The organism is Campylobacter sp. US55, from assembly GCF_004378955.1.
GTDB lineage: Bacteria > Campylobacterota > Campylobacteria > Campylobacterales > Campylobacteraceae > Campylobacter_D > Campylobacter_D jejuni.
The window spans coordinates 148,786-165,952 of sequence record NZ_RYYF01000003.1; the positions used below are offsets into that span (position 1 = coordinate 148,786).

General features: G+C 30.6%; 18 protein-coding genes. 3 read left to right on the forward strand and 15 right to left on the reverse strand.

Annotation, left to right across the window (positions count from 1 at the left end; genetic code table 11):
* Positions 1-2: 2 nt before the first annotated feature.
* The 14 genes from ELQ07_RS03395 to rpmH all read right to left on the reverse strand — a co-directional run bounded on the left by ELQ07_RS03395 (position 3) and on the right by rpmH (position 13,986).
* Positions 3-875 (reverse strand): N-carbamoylputrescine amidohydrolase, encoded by an 873-nt coding sequence (locus ELQ07_RS03395; protein ID WP_070316490.1) that lies wholly within the window; start codon positions 873-875, stop codon positions 3-5.
* The gene (locus ELQ07_RS03400) at positions 872-1,759 is read right to left on the reverse strand and encodes a cation diffusion facilitator family transporter (RefSeq protein ID WP_002853697.1); all 888 of its coding nucleotides are present in this window, start codon (positions 1,757-1,759) and stop codon (positions 872-874) included. Before ELQ07_RS03400 ends, ELQ07_RS03395 begins: the two co-directional genes overlap by 4 nt.
* The gene (locus ELQ07_RS03405) at positions 1,756-2,733 is read right to left on the reverse strand and encodes an agmatine deiminase family protein (protein ID WP_070316491.1); all 978 of its coding nucleotides are present in this window, start codon (positions 2,731-2,733) and stop codon (positions 1,756-1,758) included. The genes ELQ07_RS03400 and ELQ07_RS03405 overlap by 4 nt, the downstream gene beginning before the upstream one ends.
* A 98-nt stretch (positions 2,734-2,831) precedes the next feature.
* Entirely contained in the window at positions 2,832-3,266 is a 435-nt protein-coding gene (locus ELQ07_RS03410) for an META domain-containing protein (protein WP_038817414.1), read from the reverse strand.
* A gap of 9 nt (positions 3,267-3,275) precedes the next feature.
* Positions 3,276-4,868 carry a methyl-accepting chemotaxis protein gene (locus tag ELQ07_RS03415; protein WP_070316492.1) on the reverse strand — a complete coding sequence of 531 codons (1,593 nt, stop codon included), beginning with the start codon at positions 4,866-4,868 and terminating at the stop codon, positions 3,276-3,278.
* 98 nt (positions 4,869-4,966) lie between these two features.
* Positions 4,967-6,499: a bifunctional phosphoribosylaminoimidazolecarboxamide formyltransferase/IMP cyclohydrolase gene (gene purH / locus ELQ07_RS03420; protein WP_070316493.1), complete on the reverse strand. Its 1,533-nt coding sequence runs from the start codon at positions 6,497-6,499 to the stop codon at positions 4,967-4,969.
* Between the two features lie 2 nt (positions 6,500-6,501).
* On the reverse strand, positions 6,502-7,272 hold the full coding sequence (locus ELQ07_RS03425) for a DnaJ family molecular chaperone (protein WP_002934420.1): 771 nt from the start codon (positions 7,270-7,272) through the stop codon (positions 6,502-6,504).
* Positions 7,269-9,455: a phosphoribosylformylglycinamidine synthase subunit PurL gene (purL, locus tag ELQ07_RS03430; RefSeq protein ID WP_002934422.1), complete on the reverse strand. Its 2,187-nt coding sequence runs from the start codon at positions 9,453-9,455 to the stop codon at positions 7,269-7,271. The genes ELQ07_RS03425 and purL overlap by 4 nt, the downstream gene beginning before the upstream one ends.
* 10 nt (positions 9,456-9,465) lie before the next feature.
* Entirely contained in the window at positions 9,466-10,794 is a 1,329-nt protein-coding gene (gene mnmE / locus ELQ07_RS03435; protein ID WP_002866894.1) for a tRNA uridine-5-carboxymethylaminomethyl(34) synthesis GTPase MnmE, read from the reverse strand.
* Positions 10,787-11,605 carry a Jag N-terminal domain-containing protein gene (locus ELQ07_RS03440; protein WP_070316494.1) on the reverse strand — a complete coding sequence of 273 codons (819 nt, stop codon included), beginning with the start codon at positions 11,603-11,605 and terminating at the stop codon, positions 10,787-10,789. The genes mnmE and ELQ07_RS03440 overlap by 8 nt, the downstream gene beginning before the upstream one ends.
* Positions 11,602-13,194, reverse strand: a complete 1,593-nt coding sequence (yidC, locus tag ELQ07_RS03445) for a membrane protein insertase YidC (protein ID WP_134224737.1) — start codon at positions 13,192-13,194, stop codon at positions 11,602-11,604. Before yidC ends, ELQ07_RS03440 begins: the two co-directional genes overlap by 4 nt.
* The gene (gene yidD / locus ELQ07_RS03450) at positions 13,191-13,532 is read right to left on the reverse strand and encodes a membrane protein insertion efficiency factor YidD (RefSeq protein ID WP_002865962.1); all 342 of its coding nucleotides are present in this window, start codon (positions 13,530-13,532) and stop codon (positions 13,191-13,193) included. Before yidD ends, yidC begins: the two co-directional genes overlap by 4 nt.
* Positions 13,529-13,855, reverse strand: a complete 327-nt coding sequence (gene rnpA, locus ELQ07_RS03455) for a ribonuclease P protein component (RefSeq protein WP_002934425.1) — start codon at positions 13,853-13,855, stop codon at positions 13,529-13,531. Before rnpA ends, yidD begins: the two co-directional genes overlap by 4 nt.
* Positions 13,852-13,986: a 50S ribosomal protein L34 gene (gene rpmH / locus ELQ07_RS03460; RefSeq protein ID WP_002776864.1), complete on the reverse strand. Its 135-nt coding sequence runs from the start codon at positions 13,984-13,986 to the stop codon at positions 13,852-13,854. Before rpmH ends, rnpA begins: the two co-directional genes overlap by 4 nt.
* A gap of 130 nt (positions 13,987-14,116) precedes the next feature.
* Here rpmH and ELQ07_RS03465 point away from each other — a divergent pair, with 130 nt between their 5' ends.
* The 3 genes from ELQ07_RS03465 to ELQ07_RS03470 are packed head-to-tail and all read left to right on the forward strand — an operon-like array spanning position 14,117 to position 16,388.
* Positions 14,117-14,596, forward strand: a complete 480-nt coding sequence (locus ELQ07_RS03465) for a GNAT family N-acetyltransferase (RefSeq protein ID WP_070300811.1) — start codon at positions 14,117-14,119, stop codon at positions 14,594-14,596.
* Positions 14,593-15,201 (forward strand): uracil-DNA glycosylase family protein, encoded by a 609-nt coding sequence (locus tag ELQ07_RS08250; RefSeq protein ID WP_070300812.1) that lies wholly within the window; start codon positions 14,593-14,595, stop codon positions 15,199-15,201. The genes ELQ07_RS03465 and ELQ07_RS08250 overlap by 4 nt, the downstream gene beginning before the upstream one ends.
* Positions 15,198-16,388 carry a hypothetical protein gene (locus ELQ07_RS03470; RefSeq protein ID WP_208359322.1) on the forward strand — a complete coding sequence of 397 codons (1,191 nt, stop codon included), beginning with the start codon at positions 15,198-15,200 and terminating at the stop codon, positions 16,386-16,388. Before ELQ07_RS08250 ends, ELQ07_RS03470 begins: the two co-directional genes overlap by 4 nt.
* Here ELQ07_RS03470 and ELQ07_RS03475 read toward each other — a convergent pair.
* Positions 16,380-16,754 (reverse strand): thioesterase family protein, encoded by a 375-nt coding sequence (locus ELQ07_RS03475; protein ID WP_070300814.1) that lies wholly within the window; start codon positions 16,752-16,754, stop codon positions 16,380-16,382. The genes ELQ07_RS03470 and ELQ07_RS03475 overlap by 9 nt on opposite strands.
* Positions 16,755-17,167: the final 413 nt, after the last annotated feature.

Sequence of the window (17,167 nt, forward strand, 5' to 3'; positions counted from 1 at the left end):
ATTTAATCAATAAATCTTTTAGTTAAATCTGCAAAATATTCTATGCGTCTATCTCGCAAAAAAGGCCACCAACGACGTACATTTTCACTTCTTTTTTTATCTATTTCTATGATTTTTACACATTCGTTTTGAGAATCTAAAAGACAAAGTTCTTCACCTTGAGGGCCAAAAACAAAAGAATTTCCCCAAAATCTAATGCCCTCTTCTACCCCACTTACATCTTTTTCAAAACCTACCCTATTGATAGCTACTACATATAAGCCATTAGCTATAGCATGTCCTTTTTGTACGCCAAGCCAAGCATTGAGTTGTCTTTGTTTTTCTTCATCTTTATCCTTATCAAACCAACCAATTGCCGTGGGATAAATAAGAATCTCAGCTCCTTTTAAAGCCATAATTCTTGCTGCTTCAGGATACCACTGATCCCAACAAATAAGCACTCCAAGCTTGCCTAAACTTGTATTTATAGGTTCAAAACCCAAATCTCCAGGAGTAAAATAAAATTTTTCATAAAAACAAGGATCATCGGGTATGTGCATTTTGCGATATTTGCCTGCTATAGAACCATCTTTTTCAAAAACCACTGCAGTATTATGATAAAGTCCGGCGCTTCGTTTTTCAAATAATGAAGTAATAAGCACTATTTGATTTTTTCTAGCTATATTTGCCCAAAATTTCACATCTTTTTCATAATCATTAGCATAATCAAAAAAATCCACATTTTCACTTTGACAAAAATACTCACTTTGATGAAGTTCTCCCAAACAAACAAGCTCAGCTCCTTGTTTAGAGGCTTCTTCTATAAATTCGCAAGTTTTTTTTATAGTTTGTTCTTTATTTGAATGAAATTTTTGTTGTATTAAAGCAATTTTCATTGTCTTTGCCTTTCTTGTTCTGCATCATCATAAGGATCTAAATGAATTTGTATATCCCATTTTTCATTTTCAAACATCTTACGCACACCTTCTTCTATTTCATCTGAAATTTTATGCGCATTTAAAAGCGAAATTATAGGGCAAAAAACCAAATGTACGCTTAAATAATTACAACTTGGAGTTTTACGCGTCTTTAATTCATGATAGGAAATTATTTCAGGATTATTAGAAATCAAAGTACAAATTTTATCCACTTGTTCCTTAGGTAAAGCCTCATCCATTAAAAAAGCTAAAGCTTTTTTAATGATTTTAAAAGCAGAAAATGCCGTATAAAGACTGATCACTATTCCAAAAATAGCATCAATAATATGTAAATTTGTAAAATAAATCAAAACCAAAGCCCCTAAAGTACAAGCATTGGTTAGACAATCTGTTTTGTAATGCAAAGCATCACTTTCTATAATCAAACTTTTGGTTTTTTTAGCTACATAATTTAAAAAAAGTACAAGAAAAAAAGTCATAATTAAAGCAAAAATCATCACATAGATACTTGAATTTAAATCTTTAATTTCTTCTTTATAATAAATCTTTAAAATACTCTCATAAAAAATAAAAATCCCCACGCCAACTATAAAAACACCTTCTAACAAACCCATTAAAGCTTCAATTTTAGAAAAACCAAAATTATAATTTTCATTCGCCTTTTGTGAGCTTTTTTTAAGAGCTAAAAAATTAAAAGCAGAAATAGCAAAATCCATTAAAGAATCAATCGCACTTGAAAGCACCGCAACAGAACCACTTGTTAAGCCTACTATAAATTTAACCAAGGCTAAAACAATAGCACATAAACTTGCTACAAGAGTTGCTTTTTTTTGCAAACTCATCTTAAACCTTTGAAACGATTTTGACAAGAACAATGCAAAGAACCGTTTTGTCGTAAAAACACTCTTGCATCTACTCCTATAATTTTATGACTAGGTAAAGCTTTAGAAAGTCTTTTAGCTATGATTTCATCATTTTTATCCTTATAAAAAGGCACAATTAAAGCATTATTTACAAAAACAAAATTCGCATAAGTTGCGCCCAATCTTCTTCCTTTATAGTATAAAGGCTTAGGTATAGGAAGTTCTACTAAATCAAAGCCTGTTTTTTTAAGCTCTTCTTTCATTTTTTGCAAAGGCAAATAATGCTCATCCTCTTCATCTTCACAAATACAATGTGCTATGGTATTTTTATCTATAAATCTTGCTAAGGTATCGATATGATGATCCGTATCATCACCTTTTATGAAACCATTTTCTAACCAAATAATTTGTTTTAAACCAAAAATTTCTTTTAATTTTATATCAATTTGGGTTTTGTTTAGATGAGAATTTCTATTTTCATTTAAAAGACAATGAGAGCTTGTAAGCATCACACCCTCTCCATTAAAGTCAATACTTCCTCCTTCTAAAATAAAATCAACCTTTTTAAGCTCCTCTTTAAATTTTTCTTTAAAAAGCTTAGAATTTACAGCATTATCAAGCTCACTTTGAAATTTATTTCCCCAAGCATTAAAAGTAAAATCAAGAGCCTTTAAATGACCATTTTCTACTATATCTATAGCTCCAAAATCGCGTATCCAAGTATCATTGGTATCACATTTAAAATACTCTACATTTTTTATATCTTTAAAATTTTCAAAATCACTCTGTTTAGGAGCTATAAGTAAAACTTTTTGAAATTCACTCACTGCTTTTACAAATTCTTTATAACTTTGTAAAATTTCCTCTAAGTAGGGATTCCAATCGCTTTTTTCATGAGGTAAAGAAAGCATGAGGTATTCTTGCTCACTCCATTCAGGAATTGATTTTATCATTTAACTACCTTTTTTGATAATAAAATTATAATTGTATCATTTTTTAGACTTTTGTCAAATTTAAGAAGATTACCTCGATATTTCGAGGCTTTAGGGTATTATTTAAAAAAGATTTTCATTTCATCATTGCTTAAAACAAGTTTTCCATTTTCATTTGAAATTTTAAAAGTTCCTTTGAAATTTGAAAGGAAAGAATTTTCAAAATCCATTACATCCATTGGGTGACAAAGCATTTGAGTTGAAGCGACGCGATCACCTTCGATTTGTAAAGTATCCGCCTTAGTTTGGTAAGAACCAAAAAAACGATTGCATCCTGAATAACCATAAAATTTATTATTTTCAAAACTGATATTTGGACTTTCCTCTGCGTTTTTTGGATCAAAAGTTTTACCATTAACTATAATTTTTTCTATTTTGAAAAGCTGATTTTGCGCAAGTTCATTATTACCTTTAGAAGTAGATGAAGTAACAGAAGTACTAGCACAACCTGCAAAAAAAGTTGCAGCTAAAGCAATTTGAAGCGTTTTTTTCATTTTATTCCTTTAAATTTGAAATTGGTTAAGTTCGCTTTCGAGATTATGACACACTATTTTTAACTCATCTGCAACTTGAAGTAGAATTTTAGAAATTTCTTCATTCTTTTCACTTACTTCAACATTTTCTTGCATACGAGAAAGTAAATTTTGTATATTCTCTTGGGAAATTTTTATTTTTTCAGTACATTGAGTTACCAAAGCCCTAGCATCTTCGTTACATAATTTAACCTCATTAGCATCATTAACCAATAAAGTGGTGTCATCATTTAAAGCTTGTACACTTTGAGCATTTTTCTTTAATTCTGCGCTAACCTCATTAATACTTTGCAAAAGCTCTTTTGTAATTTGAGCTACATTTCCCAAAAATTCTTCACTGTTCTGAGCCAACTGCCTAACATCCTCAGCAATTACAGAAAAACCTCGTCCAAAGACACCAGCCCTAGCTGCTTCTATGCCAGCATTTAGGGATAGTAAATTGGTTTTATCTGCGATCTCATCCATCATTTGAGTTGCTTTTTGTATATTGCCTGCTTGATTGACCATGTTTTCAACTTTTTTAGCCAATTCATTTTCATTTTGGGATACTGTTGATACTTTATTAGCAACATTAAACAAAGATTTAAGCATTTGTTCTAATAATAAAAAGGATTTTTCATTGGCACTATTTGCCTTATTTGACAAACTAGCAAGTTCTCCAAGTTCATTGCCAACATTTGCACCAAGTTTAAAACTTTGATCTATTTGCTTATGACTTTGTGAACTGATATCACTTAAAGAAATAGCATTTGAATTTAAAAGATTGCTTTGTTTTTCTACATTTTTTGAATTATGACTTGCACCGCTAACTGCCTTGTGAGTTTTTTCGATAAATTGATTGATATATCCACAAGCTAAAGCAATTTCATCTTGACCTTTAACTGAAATACGAGCTTTTAAATTGCCACTTCCTTGAGCTAATTCTTTAGCATGATTTAAAAGCTCTAAAACAGGCTTTCCAACAACAACTTTAAGCATTAAAAGAACCACACAAAGGGTAAAAATCAAAGCAATAGTAAATATTATAATATAAGATTGACTGGTTTTACTTATATCTTTTTGAACACCTTCTAAAGAATGCGATATATCCATAACCCCTATCACACTCCCTACATTAGCATTTGCATGACAAGCAACACAACTTTCATCTGCAATCAAAGGGCGTATCAATCTTAAATGCACAACACCATTTACATTTTCTTCTAAAGCTTGAATTTTAGGATTTGAAAATTGTTCTATAATACACTTATCATTTGAAATTTGAGGGGCTTTCATCTCAAAAAGATCTATAGTATCTTTTGAAGGATAAATTTTAATATCACTAATACCCTCTATACTTTTTGCATCTTCAATGGCTTCTTTAATTTTTTCAGGATCTCCTAAATTCATAGCCATTCTCATTGTTTGAAAAACAGAAGTACTTACGGTATCTAAATTTGCCCTGCTCATTTTATTGGCAGTATTTGTAAAATCCAAATTTAAAATCACTTGCATTACAATAAAACTTATAAGCAACACCACAAAAATTGCAGCAGAAACCTTAAATCCTATAGTTTTAAACATCATAGTTTCCTAAAAATAAAATTTTTCGGAAATATTTTACACATAATTTATTTAATTTTTATTGAATTATGTGTAAAAAACATAACATTCCATTAAACTTAATGTAAGAAATGTCTTACTCCTGTAAAATAAAGCGCCATACCATACTCATCGGCTGCTTTTACCACTTCATCATCTCTTATACTTCCGCCTGGTTCTACTATAGCCTTAACCCCTACTTTACTTGCTTCATCTATGCTATCTCTAAAAGGAAAAAAGGCTTCACTTGCCAAAACGCAACCTTGCAAATCAAGCCCCATTTCTTTAGCTTTAGCGATTGCTGCCTTTGCTGCATCGATTCTACTTGTCATACCCATACCTATAGCCACCATAGCACCATTTTTTACATAAACAACATTGTTTGATTTGGTAAATGCTGCTATTTTCATAGCGATTTCAAGATCTTTTAATTCTTCCTTGTTTGCCTCTCTTTGACTCATAAGCTTGGCATTTTTAAGTTCATCTTCGCCCACTTCATCGCTATTTTGATACACAAAACCCCCATCAATATGTTTAAAATCATATTTATCAAAACTGCGGATTAAAAACGGACTTTCTTGAGTGAAAATTTTAATGCGTTTTTTACCTTCAAACACAGCTAAAGCTTTTTCGTCTACATTGGCTGCGATGATTACTTCTACATAAATTTCATTGATTTTATTTGCTAAAGCCTCATCAAGAGTTCCATTGATTGCAACCACTCCCCCATAAGCACTGACACTATCGCATTTTAAAGCATGCATATAGCTTTGTACTAAATTTTCTTTTATAGCAAAACCGCAAGGATTTCCATGTTTTACTATAGCAATAGCTGGAGCTTTATCAAAACTACTAGCTAAGTTTAAAGCTGCGTTAATATCGGTTAGATTATTAAAACTTGCTTCGCCTTTAAGGGCTTTGAAATTTGCACTAAAAAAGGCATCAAACTCATATAAAGCCCCTTTTTGATGTGGATTTTCTCCATATTTTGTATCAAATACTTTTTGTCCTACTATAAATTTACTCGCTCCAAAACCTCCGTTAAAGCGTTCATTCATATAATTTGCAATATAAGCATCATAATTTGCCGTATGCTCATAAGCTTTTATCATCAAATTTAAACGAAAATTCTCATCATTTTGACCTTTTTTTAAAGTCTCAATCACTTTTTCATAATCAAGCGGATCGCAAAGTACCATCACATCTTTATAGTTCTTTGCTGCACTTCTTATCATCGCAGGTCCGCCTATGTCGATATTTTCTATAATTTCATCAAAATCATCGCTCATGATGGTAGTTTTTTTAAAAGGATATAAATTTACACAAACTAGATCAATGCCTAAAATTTCATTTTCTTTTGCTTGTTTGATATGATTTTCATCGCTTCTTTTATGCAAAATCCCACCGTGAATCTTAGGGTGTAAAGTCTTCACACGCCCTTCAAAAAGCTCAGGACTCTTTGTAAAATCACTCACTTCTATAACTTTTATTCCATTTTCTTTTAAAAGCTTAAAAGTCCCCCCAGTTGAAAGAATCTCAAAACCTAAATTTTCAAGATCTTTGCCAAATTCTACTATGCCTTCTTTATCACTCACACTAAGTAATGCTCTCATTTTTACCTTTCTAAATGTTTTTTAACTTTTTCATAAGCTTCGTTGATTTTTTGAAATTTCTCTACGCCGATTTTAAGCTCTTCTTCGTTGACATTGTTTGCGTTTAAAATATCAGGATGGTATTTTTTTGCTAAATTGCGGTATTGTTTTTTTACCGCATTTAAATCCGCATTATTTGGAAGTTCTAAAATAGCAAAAGCTTCATCAAGACTTAATTCTTTTTTAGTACTTTTTAAATTTGAAAGACTTGCTATAAAAGCGTCTAGTTCGCTTTTTGCTATATCAAAGGCTTTAGCGATTTGCTCTAAAATTTCACGCTTTTTAGCATTAAAATCTGCATCGATTAAAGCCATAAAAACAAGCACACGCAAGACATTAAAACGCTCATTTTTAGGTAAAGGCACTTCTTTTAAAAAATCTTTTGCCACATAAAAAGCATCGCTTAAATTTTCTTTATGTTCGTTAAAACTTGCTTTTAAAAAAGCTCTTTCTTTTTCATCTTTAGCATTTGCATCTAAAAGATCTTTGATCATTTCAGCTTCATTTTCACTTACTCTGCCATCGCTTTTTGCAATTTTTGCCAAAAGTGCGATAATATAGTAATTCATACGCCTTTTAAACTCATCCATTCTTTCTTCCATAACCCCACGAGCAAAACCCTTAGCAAAGCCTTTGGCTCCTTTTGTAGCTGAGTTTAAAAAATCCTGTTTTCCCCAAGTTTTATAATACCAGTAAAACACCAAAACAACGAGTATAATTAAAACTAAAGTCATTGGATTTGCTCTTTAAAACTTTCAAAATAAAGCTTATCAAGTTCAGCCTTGCTTAACTCAATGCTATCAAGTTTAAAATGTTTTTGGCTTGTACTCACACCTAATTTATAAGCTTTTACTCCAAATTCTTTAGCTAAATTTAAAAAAGCTTCTTCATTTTCTTTGCTAAGTCCTACTATAGCACGACTTGCACTCTCATCAAAAATCATTTTTTCATCATCAAAATCACTTGTTAAATTTGCACCTACACTAGAAATAGCAAACATTTTTGCCAAAGTCATAGCAATACCCCCTATTCCTACGCTATTGGCACACTCAAGTAAAGAATTTTGATTGGCTTTATAAAGTAAATCCCAAAGTGCAAGTTCAGCTTTATAATCAAGCTCTTTAAGACTTCCTGATACTTTTTTATCTTGGATTTTCATTACCATAGATCCGCCAAATTCTCCTAAACTTTCACCTAAAAGATAAACGCTTAAATTTTCTTTTTCAAAACTAGCTTTTAAGGTTTTATTTGCATCTTCTAAAACCCCTACGCTTACTATAGTAGGACTTGGATAAATACTTACGCCTTCAGTTTCATTATAAAGTGAAACATTGCCACTTACTACTGGGGTATTTAACTCTTTACAAGCTTCTTTAATACCTTCGCAACCTTGTGCAAATTGCCACATCACTTCAGGATTTTGCGGATTTCCATAATTTAAACAATCACTTATTGCCAAAGGCTTAGCTCCTGTGCAAGCAACTTTTCTTCCTGCAGAAGCTACTGCTAAAGCTGCTCCTATTTTAGGATTTACATAATTTAAGCGTGAATTACATTCTATAGCCATAGCCACACTTGCACCATTTTCTTTGATACGAATAGCACTAGCACCTAATTTTCCATCAGCTTTTATGGTATTGGTTTGCACGCTTGAATCAAATTGATCATAAATAAAAGCTTTATTATTAATATTTTCATTTTGAAGCATTTGTATAAAAAGCTCTTGAACGCTTGATTTTAACTCAAATTTATAGTCTTTAATTTCACTTAAATACCTTGGCTCACTTATAGGACGGCTTAAAATCGGCGCTTTTTCACTTAAAGGCTCGATAGGAATAAGTCCTACAAGCTCATCATGCCAAAAAAGCTCCATTTTTCCTGTATTGGTAACTTCACCCATAACCACAGCATCTAAATCCCATTTTTTGAAAATTTCTATAACCTTATCTTCATAGCCTTTTTTCGCACAAATAAGCATTCTTTCTTGGGACTCGCTAAGCATTAACTCATAAGGGGTCATACCGCTTTCACGCATAGGAGTTTTATCTAAGTAAAGTTTCATGCCACTGCCACTTCTTCCTGCCATTTCAAAAGAACTTGAAGTAAGCCCTGCAGCACCCATATCTTGAATACCCACAATATAATCGGTTTTAAAAAGCTCTAAACAAGCCTCCATAAGAAGTTTTTCACTGAAGGGATCGCCAATTTGCACTGTAGGACGCAAAGATTTGCTTTCTTCATTGAAGCTATCACTTGCCATAACCGCTCCACCAAGTCCATCACGCCCTGTTTTTGAACCCACATAAATCACAGGATTTCCTACACCTTCAGCCTTAGCATAAAAGATATCTTCACTTTTACAAATCCCTAAAGCAAAGGCATTAACTAAGATATTTCCATTAAAACACTCATCAAAAGCACATTCTCCACCTATAGTTGGCACACCCATGCAATTTCCATAATGAGAAATTCCATTTACCACACCTTTAACAAGGTATTTTTGATGTTTGCCGCATTTTTCATCATGAATATCGCCAAATTTTAAAGAATTTAGCCCCGCAACCACTCTTGCACCCATAGTAAAAACATCACGCAAAATTCCCCCTACTCCTGTAGCCGCACCTGCAAAAGGTTCGATAAAGCTAGGATGATTGTGACTTTCTACTTTAAAAACTGCTGCCATACCTTGCCCGATATCAATAACCCCTGCGTTTTCACCTGGACCTTGAATCACCCAAGGTGCTTTAGTTGGAAAACCATTAAGATATTTTTTGCTGGATTTATAAGAACAATGCTCACTCCACATCGCAGAAATAACCCCAAGTTCTAACAGATTTGGTTCTCGTCCTAAAATTTCTAAAATTTGTGCATATTCTTCATCGCTGATTTTATGTGCTTTTATGGTTTCTTTATCCATTTTTATCCTTTCATTTTCCTAAACAAAAATTACCAAACATTTCGTCTAAAATTTCATCTCTTTGAAAATCTTTGGTAAATCTTGCAAGTTCATTAATAGCTAAATTAAGTTCAAAAGCAAAAAGTTCTAAAGAACTTTCCTCTAAAAGCCCTTTAGCTCTAAAAATCGCTTCACTTGAAATTTTACAAGCATTAATAAGATCTAAAGAACTTACCATAATACCTTCGCTATCAAAAGAATTAAGATAATTTTGCAATTCTTCTTTTAACAAAGTGATGTCTTTTTGAGCACTAAGCTTGATAAAATTTTTATTTTGAGTATTTTTGAAAACATTTTCTAAATCACTTTTATTTAAAATCCAAAAGATTTTTTTATCAGTATTTGCCAATAAGTCAAAAATTTTCTCATCTTCTTTATCTTGCACTCTTGAAGCATCAAAGACTGCCAAAATAATATCTGCATCTTCTAAACTTTTTTTACTTAAAGCTACGCCGATTTGTTCTATAGCATCTTTACTTTCCCTAATACCCGCTGTATCTATAATGCGTAATAAATGCGTTCCTAATTTAAAGCTCTCTTCTATAGTATCACGAGTGGTGCCTGCTATATCTGAAACAATAGCTCTTTCATAAGAAAGCAAGGCATTTAAAAGCGAAGATTTGCCTACATTTGGCTTACCTACAATAGCGATTTTAAAACCTTCTATGAGTCCTTTTTTGCTTTGAGAAAGTGTATAAATTTCTTTTAAAATTTTAGAATTTTCTTCACACATAGTAGAAATTTGTTCTAATAAATCAGAAGGTAAATCATCATCAGCATAATCAATGCTAGTTTCTACAAAAGCCAAGGTTTTAACCAAATCTGTGCGAATTTTTTCTAAAAGTTCTCCTAAGTTTCCTTGCATGTTGCGTGCTATAATTTTAGCTGCAAGTGCAGATTTTGAAAGTATGAGATCTTGTATATTTAAAGCTTTTAAAGGAGTCATTTTGCCATTTAAACACGCTCTTTTGCTAAATTCCCCTGCTAAAGCAAGTCTTGCTCCTAAACTCACAAGTTCTTCGAGTAAAACTTCACTCACACTAAATCCTCCATGAGTTTGAAACTCTACTATATCTTCCCCTGTAAAACTATAAGGGGCTTTAAAATATATCATTATAGCTTCATCGATAATTTCATTATTTTGATTAAAAAGTTTTGTAAAAGTAGCATGGCGGGGGGTGAGTTTGGTTTTGTGGCTAAGCTTTAAGGCAAATTCTAAAGCCCTTTCACCGCTTAATCTTACAATAGAAATCGAACCCACACCATGAGCTGTGGCAATAGCCGCTATAGTATCACTCATCTTTTTTGAAAAAGTCGTTTATTACAACAAATCTTTGATCATTATTTTGCTTAATTCCTACATACTTATCTGGAAATTCAGCTCTTAACTGCTCTAAAGCGATTTTTATCAAAACCCCATCTAAAGGTTTGGTTTGTCCGCGTCCATGAATTTTAATTTTTTCAATCACGCTTTGTAAATAAAGCTGCATACCTTGAATTTGATTTTCTAAAAATTGAGCGATCTCAAGGCGTACTAAAAGATTATATTTTAAATTGATCCAATTATGCAAAAGATAAGAAATAGCCTTGTAACGATGTGCTTCTTTGCCTATCATCAAAGCAGCATCTTCCCCATCCAATCGAATCAAAACACAATCTTCATTATACATTTTAAGTTCACTAAGCTCTATTTTAAACTGGGAGCTTTCTAAAAGTTTTGCAAGCTGAATACGAATCTCATCTAAAATATCCTGAGTATTACGCACTCCTTTGCTTTCTCGATGAAAACTATCAAAAATTTCATCACTTTTTACTGTGTATTTTTCTTTTTGACTTTTATTTTTTTCATTTTTTATTTCAATCTTGTTTTCTTGTTTTGGCTCATGTGTTTCTGGTTTGTGATTTTTTGAACTTGTAAATTCTTTTTTAGGATTTTTTTTCAAAATCCTTTTTTTTGCTTTAGCCTCTATAATTGCCTTTTTTCTTCCAAATCCAAAAAAACCTTTTCTTGGATGCTGAATAATCTCATATTCTAAGTCCATAACAGAACATTCTAAACTTCTTGAAGCTTCTGTTAAGGCACTTTGAAGATCAATGGCTTCGATTTTCATTTTTCATGCTCCACTTGTTTTTTGTGATGTTCTTTAGCAAATATTTTATTGATAACCCATTGTTGAACCAAAGAACAAAGGTTATTTACAAACCAATAAAGCGTAAGTCCTGCTGGGAAAGTGATAAAGAAAAAAGTAAAAATCACTGGTAAAAATTTCATAATCTTAGCTTGCATAGGATCTTGCATAGTCATAGGTGTAATAAGCTGTTGTAAAAACATCGTTGCACCCATTAAAATAGGCAAAATAAAATAAGGATCCATTACCGATAAATCATCTATCCAAAACGCCCAAGGAGCTGCTTTTAGCTCAATAGCATTAAGCAAAACGCGATAAATAGCAAAGAAAATAGGAATTTGTAAAAGTATAGGCAAACAACCGCTCATAGGATTTGCACCATGTTTTTTATAAAGCTCCATCATGTGCATATTCATTTTTTGTGGATCGCCTTTGTAACGCTCTCTAATATCTTTCATTTTAGGAGCAAGATCTTTAAGTTTATTCATAGAAATCATAGACTTATAAGTTAGCGGGAATAAAATAATACGCACAATTAAAGTCATCACAACGATAGCCCAACCCCAATTTCCTATATACTGATGCAAGAAATTCAAAAACTCAAACATAGGCTTAGCAATAAAAGTAAACCAACCATATTCAACAACTGCTTCAAGGCGTGGATCTATACTTCTTAAAATCACATGTTCTTTAGAACCTATATAACCCCCTGCTTTAAATTCATTATCACTATAAGCAAAAACTATAGGGTTTTTATTAGCATCCTTGCTGATTGCCACATTTAAAGGTTTATCAAAATTATAAAAGAAAGTTGCATAGTATCTATCAAAAGCCGAAGTCATTACGACATTATTAGCACTTTCATCCTTTTCTACATCTCCATCTTTATAAGTTTCGATGGTTTCTTTATTATCCATTACCAAAGCACCATGAACTGTATAACTATCTACGGCAATATTTGGACGATATCCTGGACTTATAAAATAATTTGCATTCTTGCTGAGTTTAACTTCTATCTCATAATTTCCTTTTGGATAAAAAGTAATATCTTTTTCGATTTTCAATCCAGAAAGATTTTGAGTGAGTTTTAAAACTTGACTTCCATTTTCATCAACAAAAAGATTGCTAGAGTTAGCAACATAAGGAATTTTAAAAGCCTCTGAGTTAATACTTGGATCACTAAAACGCATTTCTAAAGGATAAGGACTATTTTCCTTGCTAACAAGATTTATAAATTCTCCTTTCTCATTTTGGTATTTTTTATCTTTCAAATAAAAAGCAGAAATTCTACCAAAAGAGTCAATTTGTGCTTCAAAATGCTTGCTTTGAACCTTAGATATCACACTATCTTGCGAAACTAAAGCTGCACTTGGAGTATTTGTGGTGGTATTTTGTATATTAGGAGTGTTATTTATGCTTGTGTTTTGTTGATTTTGTTGTGTAATGTTTTGTTCTATTTTTAAAGGTTGCTTTGGAATGAAAAAATAATCATAAACAACAAAAAATAAAAAAGAAATCACAACAGCTAAAAGTATACGCTTTTGCTGAAAAATATTATTTGAATTATTCACTGATTTGTCCTTTTAAAGATGATTTTTATAAGATAAAAACTTTTATTTTTATAAGGTATATATAAAAAACAAAGTTGTTTTTTTGCTAAAAATATAGGCTTAAAACATAAATTCATAGGATAAAAATTTTTAGAAACTCTAGGATAATCAAAACCCCCTTTAAAAAAAGGGTTACATCTTAAAATTCTAAAAAAAGTAGAAAAAAAAGCTAGAAAAAAATTCTTTTTTTGAAACTGCCAAAGCGCATACTCAGAACAACTAGGATAATACCTACAAGCAGCGGGTTTTAAAGGGCTTAAAAATTTCTGATAAAAACGGAGTATTTTTAGGCATATCATTTGAAACATTCTAGTTTTTTCAATCCCCATTTTAGATTTTTTTCTAACCTAGAAAAAGAAAGTTCAGTGATTTCATTTTTAGCTACAAAAATATATTTGCCATCTTGAAGATATCTTTCAAACTTAGCAAACAAAGCCCTTAAAATTCGTTTTGAACGATTTCTAATCACTGCTTTTCCAACTTTTTTACTAGCAACAACTGCTATTTTTTTTTCATAACTATTCAGATAAAAAATGATCACACCTTCGCAATGCCATTTTTTACCTACTTTATATACAGATGAAAATTCCTCGTTTGTGCTAAATTTATCAAAATTTTTCACACAGCAAGTCTTTTTCTACCTTTAGCACGTCTTGCATTGATCACCTTGCGACCATTTTTAGTTTTCATACGAACACGGAAACCGTGAGTGCGTTTTCTTGGGGTGCCATGCGGCTGATAAGTTCTTTTCATTTGATTTTTCCTTAAAAAATTATAAAATAAACTTGTATTTTATCTTAATCTTACTTATAAATTGCTTTTGATTAAGAGTAATTTTTAAATTCTTTTGATAAATTTTGAAATTATTTTTAAAAGGTTAAAAATGTCAGAATTTAAAATTATTGATTTAAGACAAGAAGATTTAGATATTTTACAAGAAATGATCATAGAATTTGCAAAATACGAAGATATGTTAGATTTTCTTCAATGCACGAAAGAAAAACTAGAACATTCTTTACTAAAAAATAAATTTGCTCGTGCTTTTTTGTTAAAAGAAAATGAAAAAACTATAGGTTATATGATTTATTTTTATACTTTTTCGTCTTTTTGGGGCAGCGGTGGAATTTATCTTGAAGATATTTATATACGAGAAGATTTTCGTAAAAAAGGTTATGGAAAAACTGTTTTTAAATTTTTAGGAGAAATTTGCAAAAAAGAAAATTTAAAAAGACTCGACTGGGTTTGCTTAAATGATAATATTTTAGGTATTAATTTTTATGAAAGTTTAAACGCTAAACATCTTAAACAATGGAGAAATTATCGTCTAAGTGGAGAAAATTTAGAAAAATTGTGTGATTTATGATAAGAAGTCTTTATTATTTAAAAGCTATGGGATTTAAGTTTGTTGATACACATATGAACCACTTTGAACAAGTACAAAATTTTCAAGAATTAAAACAACTTGTTTCATCTTGCACCTTATGCCAATTTTCCAAAACAAGAAAATTTAGTCTTATGGAACCTAAGATAAAAAATGCCAAATTGCTAATTCTTGATGTTTTTGGGCAAAAGAGTGAAAATGAAAGTGGAATTTTACTTAATTCAAAAAAAGGTGAAAAATTAAAACACTATATTTATCAAATTTTAGGGCTTTGCGATGAAGATTTTTATTTTTCTTATTTATTTAAATGTTTTTGTAATGGAAAATTTGATGATTTTTCGCTACAATCTTGCTTGCCATTTTTCTGGAACGAACTAAAACTGATTCAACCTGCTTTTTTGCTTTGTCTAGGAGAATACACATTTAAAAGCTTGGGATTTAAAGATTATCACATTTTAAAAGGTGAAGTTTTTGCTTATAAAAATTTTTTCATAATGCCAAGTTATGATTTAGATTTTATAGAAAAAAATCCAAGTTATGAAAAAAATTTCATACAAGATTTAAAAAAAATTAAAGGATTTTTATGAAAAAAATATTTTTAATATTTTTCTTATCTTGCTTTTTGCTTAATGCAAAAGAGCAAAAATTAGTCGATGTAAAACCTGTTGAAAATTTTTATCCTAAATTAAGCGTTCAAGAATGCAACACAAACTGTCTTTTTGATCTTTTAGAATCAAGATTGTATCTCAGTTTTTTAAGTGAATTTGTAGATCAAAACGATCAATTTTTATCTAATGTTTATGTAAAATTATTAAATTCCATTACTGATTTTGAAAAAAATGTTCAAAAAATTACTTCTGTTAAACTTGCGATAATTATCCCAGAAAAAACCATAAAAAGCTACTCAAATACTATAATAAATTCAAGCATAGCCTATCTTTTAAGACAAAGAGCTGAAATCAAAGTAAAAGTTTTTTTAACCGGTACAGAAGATAATGATAAAATTCGAGCCGCACTTGATGCAGCACAAGCTCAAGGATATCAGTATGCCATAGCTGGATTTACTCTAAAAGGTGCTAATGAGTTGAAAAATTACTCAGGAAATATGAAAATTTTCATACCGACTATCCATAAAAACAACATACAAATTTCAAATCAAAATATTATTTTTGGAAGTATTGACTATGATGCTCAAATTGCCACACTTTTAAGCAAATCAAATGCTAATATCGCAATATTTAGCGATGGTTCTGCCTTATCAAGCAATCTAAATTCAAGAATTCTTGCTCAAAATAATAATGCTAGAATATATACCATAGAAGGCGAGAAGCTTGATTTTAGCAGGCTTTTAAGATCACAAGGAGGAGTTAATAATGCCTCAATATTTTTTAACACTCCATTGATCAAAACAGCTCTAGCAAGTTCTCAACTAAGAATTTATAACATTCATCCTTATGTGCTTTTATCCACTCAAATCAACTATAATCCAACATTTTTAAGTTTAACACAACAAGGAGATAGAGAAAATTTCATCATTGCTAATTCTATCAATAACCACGATGATAACTTAGTCTATCTTAATGAAATTTTTAATCAAAGTATAGATTATAACTGGATTGCTTATGCTTCTAGCATAGGAGTTGATTACTTTTATACCGAATTCCTAAATAAAAAAAGCGAAAGTTTATTTAATGAGAAAATCAAAAATTCTCAAGTTGATTACAAAGTGCGGCTTATGCAAGGCACACAAGCAAGCTTTGAAGAATTAAAATAATTCTTCAAAGAGCTTTTTTAACTGCATATTCATTCTAGCTGGTTTTTCGTTTTTAATAAAAGCTAAAGTTAATTCCATTTTAAAAAGCAAAATTTCATCTTTATAAATTTCTTGTAAAATTTCCACAGAAGCATTTTTGACTTCTAAAATTTTTGTTTTAATCTCTATCATATCTCCAAGTTTTGCAGGTTTTAAGAAATTGCAATTTGCTTTTGTAAGCAAAAAATGACCCTTAGACGCATCAAAAATATCTACTTTTTTATTGAAAAAAATTTCACTTCTTGCTCTCTCGCAAAATTTTAAATAATTACTATGATACACCACTCCACCCGCATCAGTATCTTCATAATACACACGCATTTTCATCGCTTTACCTTAAAAAATATTTTATATTTAAAAAACATTAGATTATACAACGGAAATTCTTTGATATCGCTTTTTAGCTTATATTAAAATTTCCGTCCAATCTTAATTTAATGAAGCTTTTTAACAATATTAAATATATTATAAAAATAAAATTAAAAAATAACTTTTTATTATTAATATTATTTAAATATTTTATTTATAATTAATATATTTAAGAATATTATAATTATAATTACCCTTACTTTTAATAATATTTACAAATAATGTTAAATAGTTAAAATATAATAATCAATATTCAAGGACATCTATGCCAGCTATTAAGCTTTTTAACTTCACGGGGGGGGGTATAGAGAATTTTGGTTTAGACTTTCTATTGTCACTTTCTTAAGTGTCAATGCTTTTGCAACCACTTA

What these genes read in the sequence shown, in the direction of transcription:
- ELQ07_RS03395 (WP_070316490.1), bottom strand. Translation starts at nt 875, where the DNA reads ATGAAAATTGCTTTAATACAACAAAAATTTCATTCAAATAAAGAACAA.
- ELQ07_RS03400 (WP_002853697.1), bottom strand. Translation starts at nt 1,759, where the DNA reads ATGAGTTTGCAAAAAAAAGCAACTCTTGTAGCAAGTTTATGTGCTATT.
- ELQ07_RS03405 (WP_070316491.1), bottom strand. Translation starts at nt 2,733, where the DNA reads ATGATAAAATCAATTCCTGAATGGAGTGAGCAAGAATACCTCATGCTT.
- ELQ07_RS03410 (WP_038817414.1), bottom strand. Translation starts at nt 3,266, where the DNA reads ATGAAAAAAACGCTTCAAATTGCTTTAGCTGCAACTTTTTTTGCAGGT.
- ELQ07_RS03415 (WP_070316492.1), bottom strand. Translation starts at nt 4,868, where the DNA reads ATGTTTAAAACTATAGGATTTAAGGTTTCTGCTGCAATTTTTGTGGTG.
- purH (WP_070316493.1), bottom strand. Translation starts at nt 6,499, where the DNA reads ATGAGAGCATTACTTAGTGTGAGTGATAAAGAAGGCATAGTAGAATTT.
- ELQ07_RS03425 (WP_002934420.1), bottom strand. Translation starts at nt 7,272, where the DNA reads ATGACTTTAGTTTTAATTATACTCGTTGTTTTGGTGTTTTACTGGTAT.
- purL (WP_002934422.1), bottom strand. Translation starts at nt 9,455, where the DNA reads ATGGATAAAGAAACCATAAAAGCACATAAAATCAGCGATGAAGAATAT.
- mnmE (WP_002866894.1), bottom strand. Translation starts at nt 10,794, where the DNA reads ATGAGTGATACTATAGCGGCTATTGCCACAGCTCATGGTGTGGGTTCG.
- ELQ07_RS03440 (WP_070316494.1), bottom strand. Translation starts at nt 11,605, where the DNA reads ATGAAAATCGAAGCCATTGATCTTCAAAGTGCCTTAACAGAAGCTTCA.
- yidD (WP_002865962.1), bottom strand. Translation starts at nt 13,532, where the DNA reads ATGATATGCCTAAAAATACTCCGTTTTTATCAGAAATTTTTAAGCCCT.
- rpmH (WP_002776864.1), bottom strand. Translation starts at nt 13,986, where the DNA reads ATGAAAAGAACTTATCAGCCGCATGGCACCCCAAGAAAACGCACTCAC.
- ELQ07_RS03465 (WP_070300811.1), top strand. Translation starts at nt 14,117, where the DNA reads ATGTCAGAATTTAAAATTATTGATTTAAGACAAGAAGATTTAGATATT.
- ELQ07_RS08250 (WP_070300812.1), top strand. Translation starts at nt 14,593, where the DNA reads ATGATAAGAAGTCTTTATTATTTAAAAGCTATGGGATTTAAGTTTGTT.
- ELQ07_RS03470 (WP_208359322.1), top strand. Translation starts at nt 15,198, where the DNA reads ATGAAAAAAATATTTTTAATATTTTTCTTATCTTGCTTTTTGCTTAAT.
- ELQ07_RS03475 (WP_070300814.1), bottom strand. Translation starts at nt 16,754, where the DNA reads ATGAAAATGCGTGTGTATTATGAAGATACTGATGCGGGTGGAGTGGTG.